This window comes from Thermus albus (assembly GCF_022760855.1).
GTDB classification, from domain to species: Bacteria; Deinococcota; Deinococci; order Deinococcales; family Thermaceae; genus Thermus; species Thermus albus.
Genome location: NZ_JAKTNR010000020.1, coordinates 1 through 11,056, shown reverse-complemented (window position 1 = coordinate 11,056; position 11,056 = coordinate 1). Strand labels below are relative to the sequence as shown.

Genomic DNA, 11,056 nt, shown 5'->3' with positions numbered 1-11,056 from the left:
TGGAGCGGGCCCTGGGCTGGGCGAGGGAGGAGGGATGAGCCCAAGCCGCGAGGAGCTTTGGGAAGGGCTCAAAGGGCCTTGGGACCTCCTGATCCTGGGGGGTGGGGCCACGGGGGCGGGGGTCCTTTGGGAGGCCACCCTGAGGGGCCTACGGGCGGCCTTGGTGGAGGCGGGGGACTTTGGCATAGGCACCAGCAGCCGCTCCACCAAGCTTCTCCACGGGGGGGTGCGCTACCTGGAGCTGGCCTTCAAGGAACGGAACCCCAAGCAGCTCCGCCTGGTGCGGGAGGCCCTAGGGGAACGCCAGGTGGTGATGGGCCTGGCCCCGCACCTGGCGCGGCCCCTCACCCTCCTCACCCCCCTCTTCCGCCCCCTGGAGCTCCCCTATTATTGGGTGGGTCTAAAGCTCTACGACCTCCTGGCGGGGGCCAGGCGCCTGGCCCCAAGCCGCTACGCTTCCCCCAAGGAGGTGGGGGTCCTTTTCCCCGACCTCCCCCCCACCTTGGGGGGCATCCTCTACCAGGACGGCCAGTTCGCCGACTACCGCCTGAACCTGGCCCTCATCCTCTCCGCCTTAGGCCGGGGGGCGGTGGCCCTAAACTACGCGGAGGCCACGGGCTTTCTTCTGAAGGAGGGGAGGGTGCGGGGCGCGGTGGTGAAGGACCGCCTTACGGGCCAAGAGGTGGAGGTCTGGGCCCAGGCGGTGGTGAACGCCACCGGGTCCCAGGCGGACCGGGTGCGCCGGCTTCTGGACCCTCACCTCCCACCCCTCCTCACCCCCTCCAGCGGGGCCCACCTGGTCCTAGACTACCCCTTAAAGGTGGGCCTCCTCCTGCCCAGGACGCGGGATGGCCGGGTTCTTTTTCTCCTGCCCTGGCAGGGCAGGGCTCTTCTGGGCACCACCGACCTCCCTGCCGAGGCCAGGGCCTGCCCTCTTCCCCGGGAGGAGGAGGTGGCCTACCTCCTGGAGGAGATCCGTCCCTACCTGGGGGACCTTTCGGACAGGGTCCTGGCCGCCTGGGCGGGCCTCCGGCCCCTGGTGGGGAAAGGGGAGACCAAAAGGCTGGTGCGGGACCACCTGATCGTGGAGGAAAAGGGGCTTTACACCCTCACCGGGGGCAAGTGGACCACCTTCCGCCTCATGGCCTTGGACCTACTGGAACGCCTGGCCCGGGACCTCTCCCTCCACCTTCCCCCCTCCCAAAGCCACCGCACCCCCCTCCTGGGGGCGGGGCCCAAGCCCCCCTTGCCCCTTCCGGAGGAGGTGGCGGCGCACCTTTATGGCCACTACGGCACCCGGGCGGGGGAGGTGGCGGCCCTGGGGGATCGGCCCCTGCTTCCAGGGCTACCCTACCTGGAGGGGGAGGTGGTCTTTGCCGTAAGGGAGGAGCTGGCGCAAAAGCCTTTGGACGTGCTGGTCCGCAGGATGGGCCTGGCCCTTTTGGACCGGAAACGGGCGGAGGAGGCCTTGCCCCGGGTGGTGGACCTCATGGCCCCCCTCCTGGGGTGGGATGAGCCCACAAAAGAGGCCCTTCTTTCCGAGGCCAGAGGGGCCCTTCCTGCCCTTTGCTAGGCGCCTTCCTCCGAGGCCCTCTGCACCGCCTGCGTTTCCTTAAGGATGGCCCGCACCCGCTCCCCGGGGATGGTTTCCTCCCGGAGGAGCTCCTCGGCGATCCTGTGCATGGCCTCCGCATGGGCCATGAGAACCTGGCGGGCCTTGGCGTAGGCCTCGTCCAGGATTTTGCGGATGTCCTGGTCAATGAGGCGGGCGGTTTCCTCGGAGTGGTCCTTTTTCTTGGCGATCTCCTCTCCCAGGAAGATGGGACCCGAGTCCGAACCCCAAGCGATGTTCCTGAAGTGCTCCCCCATGCCCCAGTCCAGAACCATGCGCTTGGCGATCTGGGTGGCCCGCTTGAAGTCGTCCTGGGCCCCGGTGGTCACGGTGCCGGTGAAAAGCTCCTCCGCCACCCGGCCCGCCATGAGGACGGCCAGCTCGTCCATGAGGTGGTCCTTGGAGACCAAGACCCTCTCCTCCGGCTTGCTCCAGCGGGCGCCCAAGGCCATGCCCCTAGGGACGATGGAGACCTTCTCGGTTTTGTCGGCGTGGGGCAGGACCTCCCCCACCACGGCATGCCCCGCCTCGTGGTAGGCCACGGCCCTTTTCTCCTCCTCGGAAAGCTTTAGGGCGGGCCGCTCCAGGCCCAAGACGATCTTGTCCAGGGCCTTGAGGAAGTGCTCCTTGCGGACTTGCTTAGCGCCGGCCCGGGCCGCCAGCAGGGCCGCCTCGTTTACCAGGTTCTTGAGGTCGGCCCCGGAAAAGCCCGGGGTGAGGTGGGCCAACTCCAGGGCGTCCACGTCCTCGGCAATGGGTTTGCCCCGCATGTGGACCAGGAGGATATCCCGGCGCTCCTCGAGGGCGGGAAGGCCCACCACCACCTGGCGGTCAAACCGCCCGGGGCGCAAAAGGGCCGGATCCAGGATATCCGGGCGGTTGGTGGCGGCCAGGACGATGACCGAGGTGTCCTTCTCAAAGCCGTCCATCTCGGAAAGGATCTGGTTTAGCGTCTGTTCCCTCTCGTCGTGGCCACCCCCGATGCCCGCCCCCCGCTTGCGGCCGATGGAGTCCAGCTCGTCGATGAAGATGATGCTGGGGGCGTTCCTGCGGGCATCCTCAAAGAGGCTTCGCACCCGGCTTGCCCCCACCCCCACGAACATCTCCATGAACTCGCTGGCGGAGACGGAGAAGAAGGGCACCCCGGCCTCCCCCGCCACCGCCCGGGCCAGGAGGGTTTTGCCGGTTCCTGGTGGCCCCACCAGGAGGACGCCTTTGGGGATTTCTGCCCCTAGCTCCAGGTACTTCTTGGGATTTTTGAGGAAGTCCACCACCTCCATCAGCTCCCGCTTGGCCTCCTCGTGGCCGGCCACGTCCTTGAAGGTGGTGCCCACCTGCTTCTCCTTGCCATAGAGTTTGGCCCGGCTCTGGCCGAACTGCATCACCTGGCCGGCCCCACCTTGGGCCCGCATGAAGAAGAACCAGAAGAAGAGGATGAGGAGGACCGTGGGGCCCAGGTAGAGGAGGAACTGGGGCCAGAAGGAAGGGGGTTTGGTGAGGATTCTGACCCCGTTTTCCTCCAGAAAGCGTAGGAGCTCCGGGTCCGCCACCTGGGCCGGAGGCAGGGGTACGGCAAAGCGCCTCGCCACCTGGCTTCCCCCTTGGGGGGTGGGGAGGCGCTCGGGTTCCTTAAGGGTACCCAGAATGCGGGTGTCCTCCAAGGTTACTTCGGCCACCCTTCCTTCCCGCACGAGGGTACGGAATTCGGTGTAGGAAAGGGTGGGAGCCGGAGGGCCCGTGAAGGCGGTGTAGGCCAGATAGCCTAGAAGGAGCAAAAAGATCAGGGTGAAAGGGTTAATCCGCTGCGGCAAGGTCTACCTCCCTGGTCCTATGGTAGCGCCTATAGGGTGAGAGGATTGAGGGCTGTGGTATCCTCAAGCGGCGATGAGGGGGGTCCTCGAGGCCCTGCACCACGGGGATTACGATACCGCCATTGAGCGCCTCACCCGCAAGGCCCTTTTCGGCTCCAAGGAGGAGGCCAAAGAGGCCCTTCTCCTCCTGGCGGAGGTGCACAGCCTCTACGGGGAGGAGGGGCGGGAGAAGGCCCACCGGGCCCTAGAAGAGGCCTATGAGTTTGGAGGGCTGGAGTACGATCCCCTGTACCGGGCCCTTTTGGGGGAGCTTTTGGCCCTCGAGGGCCGGGGGGAGGGGGAGGTGCGGGCCCTTTTCCTCCCCACGGAGGACCCCCGGGCCCGGTACCACCAGGCCCAGGCCCTCTTCTACCTGGGCCGGTTTGAGGAGGTGCTAAGGACCCTTAAGGAAGGGCTTCCCGCCTTTTTGGCCTGGCGGGCGGAGGGGCTTAAGGGAAGGGCCTTGGAACAGCTTGGCCGCTACCCCGAGGCCGCCTTGGCCTACGAGAGGGGGGCGGAGCTGGCCTTGGGCCTGGAGCGCTACTGGCTTCTTTTGGATGCCGCCGCCATGTGGGTGGAGGCGGGAGAGGGGGAAAGGGCCCTCCTGGCCCTGGAGGAGGCCTCGGAGGCCGTGGGGGAAGAACCCCTCGAGGATGCCGCCACCCGCTACTACCTCCTGGCCCGGGCCCATTTCCTCCTGGATAACCCCAACCGGGCCCTGGAGGAGGTGCGGGAGGCCCTAAGACGGGAGGAGGAAAGCGGCCACAAGGCCTACGGCACCCCCCTTTTGGAAGGGCAGATCCTCTTACGCCTGGGGCGCTATCCCGAGGCCATGGCCGCCTTTCAGGAAGCCTTGGCCCGGGCGGAGGGGGTGGAAAGGGGGTATGTCCTCCACGAGATGGCGGTGGCGGCCCTGGACCAGGGGAGCCATCTAGAGGCCGAGGAATACCTGAAGGCCCTCTTGAAGGAGGAAGGCTACCCCTACCGGGCCCAGGCCCTGGCGGACCTGGCCGAGGTCCTGTATCGCCAGGGGCGGTACCAGGAGGCGGAAAGGCTAGCCCAGGAGGCCATGGCGGAAGGGGCTTTGGCCGCGGGGGAGCTCATCCTGGGCCACATCGCCTACGACCTCATGCACCTGGAGGAGGCCTTGGCCCATTACCGCAAGGTGGCGGAGCTCGCCGAGGAGGGAAGCCGGGAGTGGGTGGGGGCCCAGGAGATGGTGGTGGATACCCTGGCCCAGCTGGGCTACCGCTCCCCGGAGGAGATCCTGGCCCGCACCGAGGCGGTGTTGCCCCATGTCCACCCCGCCGACGAGTGGCACCAGGCCCTCCGGGCCTACCGGGAGCGGGCGGAGGCCATTCTCCGGGAAGGGAGGCGGCCCAACTAGCTTCCCCCGCGCCTCAAGGGGGCCAGGGCCTTCAGCACCTCCTGGGCCTTTAGGGGTTTGGGAAGGTGCAAGACCCTAAGGGGGCGGAAGAGAAGCCCCGGCGGGGTTTCGCTCACCAGGTACAAGGAGGCCAGCTTGCCCTCGGGGTGGGCCCTGAGCCTCTTGGCCATCTCCAGGGCCCTTTCCCCCTGGAGGATGATGCCCTTGGGCCTCTCCTTGAGGAGGCGTAGGGCCATCTCCAGGTCCAAGGGGAGCTGCACCCGGTAGCGGTGGGCCTCCAGGAGGTAGAGAAGGAGCCGCCGCACCACCCCGCTTTCCGCCAACACCAGGACCAGGGGGTCGTCCGCCAGCAGGGTGGAAGGGCGGATCAGCCCCCGGCTTTTCAGTTCAAAGAGGAGATGATAGACCTGCTCCTCCGGAAGGCCGGAAAGGAGGGCCACGCTCCTTGCCCGCCGGACGCCATCCAGTAGCTCCAACACCGTCCAAGCCTCGGGTGTTAGGGGATGGCGGGTGGGGTCCTCCACCAGGTGGAAAACCTCATCGGGGCCCACCTGGCCTTGGCGCCACTCGTCCAGGCGCCGGGCCGCTTCCAAAAGGGTAGCCTTGGTTTCCAGGGTCTGGGGAAGGGCCACTTGGCTTCCTTCCACCAGGGGCTCGGCCAGGATCTCCCCCTCCTTCTCCCCCAGCAGGGTGGCCAGGGCCTCGAGGACCTGGGCCTCCAGGGCCTCCTTAAGCTCCTCCTCCCCGATGAGGCCCAGTTCCAGGGCCAAGGCTCCCAAGGGGGTTCCCGGGTTTTCCCGCCCCTGGCGCTCCACCAGTTCTTGAACCTCATCCAGAGAAAGGTGGCCAAGGCGCACCAGGTACTCCCCCAGGTGGGGTCCCGGTTCGGTGCGGGCGTAGAGGATGCGTCCGTGAAGGAGATGGATCCGGCCATAGAGGCGCCCCCGGAAGGTGACCACGGCGCTTTTACGGTGGTCGGCCAGGACCTTCAGAAGTTCCGCTAGGTCCAGTTCCTCCAGGGTAGCCCTTACCATGGCCTAGAGGAGGGGTTCCACGGGAGGGGGGTAGCCCAGGTGGCGGTAGGCCCGCTCCGTGGCCACCCTTCCCCGGGGGGTGCGCTTCAGGAGCCCCTGCTGGATGAGATAAGGTTCATGGACTTCTTCCAGGGTGCCCGGGTCCTCGGAAAGGGCGGTGGCCAGGGTCTGCAGGCCCACCGGGCCGCCGCCAAAGCGCAGGATCAGGGTTTCCAGGATCTCCCGGTCCCGTCTTTCCAGGCCCAGCTCGTCCAGGCCGAGGGCGTGTAGGGCCTCGAGGGCCCGTTCCTGGCTGATGGTTTCCTCCCCCGCCACCTGAGCGAAGTCCCGCACCCGTCGGAAAAGCCGTTTGGCGATGCGCATGGTCCCCCGGCTCCTGCGGGCGATCTCCAAGGCGGCCTCCTGGGTGATGGCGATCCCCAAAAGCCTGGCGTCCCGCCTAACCCCCTCGGAGAGCTCCTCCAAGGAGTAGTACTCCAGGTGCTCCACGATGCCGAAGCGGCTGAGCAAGGGGGCGGTGATGAGGCCCGGGCGGGTGGTGGCCCCGATCAAGGTGAAGCGGGGAAGCTCCAGGCGGATGGTGCGGGCCGCAGGCCCTTGGCCGATGACGATGTCCATCCGGAAGTCTTCCAGAGCTGGGTAGAGGTGTTCCTCCGCCTGGCGGCTTAGGCGGTGGATCTCGTCGATGAAGAGGATGTCCCCTTCCTCCAGGGAGTTGGCCAGGATGGCGGCCAGGTCCCCCGGCTTCTCTATGGCCGGCCCCGAGGTAACCCGGAGGTTGACCCCCAGCTCATGGGCGATCACATGGGCCAGGGTGGTCTTGCCAAGGCCCGGGGGCCCGAAGAGGAGGAGGTGCTCCAGGGGCTCGCCCCGGGCCTTGGCGGCCTCGAGGTAGACCCTTAGTTTCTTTTTCAACCTCTCCTGGCCGATGTACTCGTCCAGGGTCTTGGGCCTTAGGGCGAGGTCCGGGTGCACGTCCACGCCCTTTCATGATAGCCTCTTCCCGTGCGCCGGACGGTAAAAGACTTTCGCCATGCGAAGGGCCAAAGGCTCGTCTACCTCACCGCTTATGACTACCCCACAGCCCGCCTAGCGGAAAGCGCGGGGGTGGACGCCATCTTGGTGGGGGATTCCCTGGGCATGGTGGTGCTGGGCTACCCCTCCACGGTTCCCGTCACCCTGGAGGAGATGCTCCACCACACCAAGGCGGCCAGGCGGGGCGCCCCGGATACCTTCTTGGTGGCGGACCTACCCTATCTTTCCTACGCCACCTTAGACCGGGCGCTGGCTTCCGCGGAAAGGCTTATGAAGGAAGGCGGGGCGGATGCGGTGAAGCTGGAGGGTGGGGAGGAGGTGGCGGGGATCGTCTTGGGCCTCACCCGGGCGGGGGTTCCGGTTTTGGGCCACGTGGGCCTTACCCCCCAGACGGCCAGCCAGCTTGGGGGATACAGGCTTCAGGGGAAGCGTCCTGAAGAGGCCGAGCGCATCCTTAGGGGGGCCTTGGCCCTGGAGGAGGCGGGGGCCTACGGGGTGGTGCTGGAGATGGTGCCCACGGGTCTGACCAAGGAGGTCACGGAGAGACTATCCGTCCACACCATCGGCATTGGGGCCGGGCCTTACACGGACGCCCAGGTTTTGGTCTTTCACGACGTGGTGGGGCTTTATGGGGAGTTCAAGCCCCGGTTCGTGAAGCGGTACCTGGAGGGGGGAAGGCTTTTCCACGAGGCCCTATCCCGATTCGTCCAGGAGGTGCGGGAAGGGGTTTTCCCAGGGGAGGAGCACAGCTTTTAGGGCTTTCATGGGCCTGGGTCCGGTGGGGCGGGGCTTGACGGGTTAGTTGAGAATGGACTAGCGTTATTGCGTGTTGGCCCTCGAGGTGCGTAACCTATCGGTGCGCTTCGGGGAGTTCCAGGCCCTGGAGGGCGTCACCCTGGACGTGCCCCAAGGGGCCTTCGTGGCCATTGTGGGCCCCAATGGGGCGGGGAAGAGCACCCTTTTGAAGGCCATCCTGGGCCTGGTGCCCTTCCGGGGTGAGGTTCGGGTCCTGGGGCGCCCCCTAGCGGAAACCGATCCTTTGTGGTTCGGCTACGTGCCCCAGATCAAAACCTTTGACCGCACCTTCCCCGCCCTGGCCTTGGAGTTGGTGGCCACGGGCCTTAGACGGCGCTGGCCTTTCCGTCTTTCCCCTAGGGAACGGGAGGAGGCGCGTTCTGCCCTAAGGCGGGTGGGGGCCGAGGAGCTGGCCTTCCGCCCCCTGGGAAAGCTTTCCGGGGGGCAGCTCCAGCGGGTCTATCTGGCCCGGGCCCTGATCCGTAGGCCCAAAATCCTCCTTCTGGACGAGCCCGCCACCGGGGTGGACCGGGTGGGGGAGGTGGACCTGTACCGGTACCTGGAGGCCTACCAGCAGGAGTCAGGGGCCACGGTGCTCATGATCACCCACGACTGGGAGGCGGCCCACCACGCCAGCCACGTGCTGGTGATGAACCGTCGTGTGGTGGGGTTTGGACCTCCTGAGAAGGCCCTCACCGAGGCCTGCCTACGCCAGGCCTTCGGCCACCTGGGTCATGCCCACGGGCTATACCTGGGGGGTGGGCATGCTTGAGGCTTTGGGTTATCCCTTTTTCCAGCGGGCCCTTTGCGCAGGGCTTCTGGTGAGTCTTCTTTCCGGATTCCTTTCCCCCTTCGTGGTGCAAAGGCGGCTTTCCTTCCTGGGGGATGGGCTGGCCCATGCCGCCTTTGCTGGGGTGGCCTTGGGGCTTTTCCTAAGGGGAGAACCCCTTTGGTTTGCCCTGCCCTTCACCTTCTTGGTGGCCATGGCCATCACCTTGGTGAAGGAGAAGACCGAGCTCTCCGAGGACACCGCCATCGGGGTCTTCTTTGCCCTTTCGGTGGCCCTGGGGGCCGTCTTCCTCTCCAAGGCCAAGGGGTACGTGGGGGATGCCATGGGCTACCTCTTTGGCTCCCTTTTGGCTGTGGGGTCGGCAGACCTTTGGGCCATGGCCCTCCTCCTGCTCCTGGCCCTGCTCCTCCTGCCCCTCTGGGGGCCCCTGGCCTACGCCACCTTTGACCGGGAGCTGGCCCTTTCCGACCGGGTACCGGTGGTCCTCCACGACTACCTCCTCTCCGGCTTCCTCGCCGTGAGCCTGGTGCTGGCGGTGAAGGTGGTGGGGATCATACTGGTGGCGGCCTTTTTGGTGATCCCCGGGGCGGTGGCCAGGCTCCTAAGCCCCACCTTTGCTGGGCTTACCCTCCTCTCCCTAGCGCTGTCGGTCCTGTCCACGGTCCTGGGCCTCTTTCTCTCCTTCCTCCTGGACTGGCCCAGCGGGGCCAGCATCGTGCTGTTGCAGGCGGCCCTGTTCGGCCTGGCCTTTGTGAAAACCGTGTTTTCCGGGGGGAAATGAGGCCTTTGCGGTATACTGGGGGCATGTGGGTGTCCACGAAGGCCCAGTACGGCCTGAGGGCTCTGGTGGAGATTGGCCTCAGGGCTCCCGAGGCGGTGCCCCTCAAGGAGGTGGCCGAGGCCCAGGGCATCAGCCAGCACTACCTGGAGCAGATCGCCGCCCAGCTCAGGCGCTCGGGGTTCATCCGCTCCGTGCGGGGGGCCAAGGGGGGGTACCGTCTGGCCCGCCCGCCCGAAAAGGTGACCGCCCTGGAGGTGGTGGAGTCCTTGGAGGGAAGCCTGGCGCCCGTGTCCTGCATTGAGGACCCCGAGGCCTGCGCCAAGGTGGGGCAGTGCTCCACGGAACTCCTTTGGAAGCGGGTGGACCTGGCCATGCGCCAGGTCTTAGGGGGAACCACCCTGAAAGACCTCATTGAGGAGCGGAAGCTCATTGAGGCCAAGCGCCTCATCCAGCTCCAGCCCACGGGTTAAGTCCCAGGTGGCTTCGGCTTAGCCCTGGTGGCCGCCCCAAGGGGGGCTTGCCGTGGACGTGGGGCCGAAGGCCGCAGAGGAGGATACCTTGCAGATCTATCTGGACTACGCCGCCACCACGCCCCTGGACAACGAGGTCCAGGAGGCCATGCGCCAAGTGGAAGGGGTTTTTGGCAACCCCAACAGCATCCACCGCTTTGGCCAGGAGGCCCGACGGGTGCTGGAAGGAGCCCGGGAGCGGATTGCCGGCCTCCTGGGGGTGCGCCCCCGGGAGGTGGTCTTTACCGGTTCGGGTTCCGAGGCGGATGCCCTGGCCCTCCTGGGGGTGGCCTTGGCCAAGGGGAAGGGGCATGTGGTGAGCACGGAGGTGGAGCACTCCGCGGTCTTGGGGGCCTTGCGGCTTCTTGAGCGCCTAGGCTTTTCCGTGACCCGGCTCAAGCCCGATCGTTTCGGTTTGGTCTACCCCGAGCAGGTGGAGGAGGCCCTCAGGCCCGACACCATCCTGGTGAGCGTGATGGCCGCCAACAACGAGCTGGGTACCCTTTACCCCATCCGGGAGATGGCCCATATCGCCCACGCCCACGGGGTCCTCTTCCACACCGATGCCGTGCAGGCCGTCGGACAGGTGCCCTTCCGGGTGGACGAGGTGGGGGCGGACCTGGTCTCCTTGAGCGCCCACAAGTTCTATGGGCCCAAGGGTATCGGGGCCCTGGTGGTGCGCCAGGGCGTGGACCTCTTCCCCTTGGTTCCCGGCAAGCAGGAGGGGGGAAGGCGGGGGGGGACGCAAAGCCCCCTTTTGGCCCAGGGGATGGCGGTGGCCCTGGAGAAGGCCCTAAGGCTTTTGCCCGAGGAGTCCGCCCGGCTTCTGGCCTTGCGGAGGCGCCTCGAGGCGGGCCTGTTTTCCCTGGAGGGGGTGGAGCTCAACGGGCACCCTGAGCGCCGCCTTCCCAAGCTGGTTAACGTGACGGTGAAGGGAGCGGATGGGGAGGCCCTGCTTCTCGCCATGGACCTCCTGGGGGTGGCGGTTTCCTCGGGCTCGGCGTGTTCCGCGGGGAGCCTGGAGCCCTCCCACGTCCTTCTGGCCATTGGCCGCTCCCCCAAGGAGGCCCGGGCTTCCCTGCGCTTCTCCTTGGGCCGCTACACCACCGAGGCCGAGGTGGACCGGGCGGTGGAGGTGTTCCGGGAAGCGGTGGTCCGGGCCCGGGGCTAGGGGTTCCTCTTGGCGAACTCCTCGCGAAGCTCCCGCCTGAGGATCTTCCCCACGCTGGTCTTGGGGAGGCTATCGCGGAACTGGATGATGCG

At 66.9% G+C, this 11,056-nt stretch carries 10 protein-coding genes; 7 read left to right on the top strand and 3 right to left on the bottom strand.

The window, feature by feature from the left end:
- Nucleotides 1-34 precede the first annotated feature (34 nt).
- Nucleotides 35-1,573, top strand: coding sequence for an FAD-dependent oxidoreductase (locus L0D18_RS11810; RefSeq protein ID WP_243029275.1), 1,539 nt, complete (start codon nt 35-37; stop codon nt 1,571-1,573).
- Here the strand turns inward: L0D18_RS11810 and ftsH are convergent.
- Nucleotides 1,570-3,423 (bottom strand): ATP-dependent zinc metalloprotease FtsH, encoded by a 1,854-nt coding sequence (gene ftsH, locus L0D18_RS11805; RefSeq protein ID WP_243029272.1) that lies wholly within the window; start codon nt 3,421-3,423, stop codon nt 1,570-1,572. The genes L0D18_RS11810 and ftsH overlap by 4 nt on opposite strands.
- Before the next feature lie 73 nt (nt 3,424-3,496).
- Here ftsH and L0D18_RS11800 point away from each other — a divergent pair, with 73 nt between their 5' ends.
- Nucleotides 3,497-4,849 (top strand): tetratricopeptide repeat protein, encoded by a 1,353-nt coding sequence (locus L0D18_RS11800; RefSeq protein WP_243029271.1) that lies wholly within the window; start codon nt 3,497-3,499, stop codon nt 4,847-4,849.
- Here the strand turns inward: L0D18_RS11800 and L0D18_RS11795 are convergent.
- Entirely contained in the window at nt 4,846-5,883 is a 1,038-nt protein-coding gene (locus L0D18_RS11795; RefSeq protein ID WP_243029270.1) for a DUF4388 domain-containing protein, read from the bottom strand. The genes L0D18_RS11800 and L0D18_RS11795 overlap by 4 nt on opposite strands.
- 3 nt (nt 5,884-5,886) lie before the next feature.
- A complete protein-coding gene (gene ruvB, locus L0D18_RS11790) occupies nt 5,887-6,858 on the bottom strand; it encodes a Holliday junction branch migration DNA helicase RuvB (protein WP_243029274.1) in 972 nt (323 codons plus the stop codon).
- 30 nt (nt 6,859-6,888) lie between these two features.
- Between ruvB and panB the strand changes: the two genes are divergently transcribed.
- The 5 genes from panB to L0D18_RS11765 all read left to right on the top strand — a co-directional run bounded on the left by panB (nt 6,889) and on the right by L0D18_RS11765 (nt 10,964).
- Nucleotides 6,889-7,674, top strand: a complete 786-nt coding sequence (gene panB, locus L0D18_RS11785; protein ID WP_243029269.1) for a 3-methyl-2-oxobutanoate hydroxymethyltransferase — start codon at nt 6,889-6,891, stop codon at nt 7,672-7,674.
- Between the two features lie 70 nt (nt 7,675-7,744).
- On the top strand, nt 7,745-8,485 hold the full coding sequence (locus L0D18_RS11780) for a metal ABC transporter ATP-binding protein (protein WP_243029268.1): 741 nt from the start codon (nt 7,745-7,747) through the stop codon (nt 8,483-8,485).
- The gene (locus tag L0D18_RS11775) at nt 8,478-9,284 is read left to right on the top strand and encodes a metal ABC transporter permease (RefSeq protein WP_243029267.1); all 807 of its coding nucleotides are present in this window, start codon (nt 8,478-8,480) and stop codon (nt 9,282-9,284) included. The genes L0D18_RS11780 and L0D18_RS11775 overlap by 8 nt, the downstream gene beginning before the upstream one ends.
- A 23-nt stretch (nt 9,285-9,307) precedes the next feature.
- Entirely contained in the window at nt 9,308-9,754 is a 447-nt protein-coding gene (locus tag L0D18_RS11770) for an RrF2 family transcriptional regulator (protein WP_114314050.1), read from the top strand.
- Nucleotides 9,755-9,806: 52 nt separating this feature from the next.
- A complete protein-coding gene (locus L0D18_RS11765; RefSeq protein WP_341474599.1) occupies nt 9,807-10,964 on the top strand; it encodes a cysteine desulfurase family protein in 1,158 nt (385 codons plus the stop codon).
- The last annotated feature ends 92 nt before the right edge of the window (nt 10,965-11,056 follow it).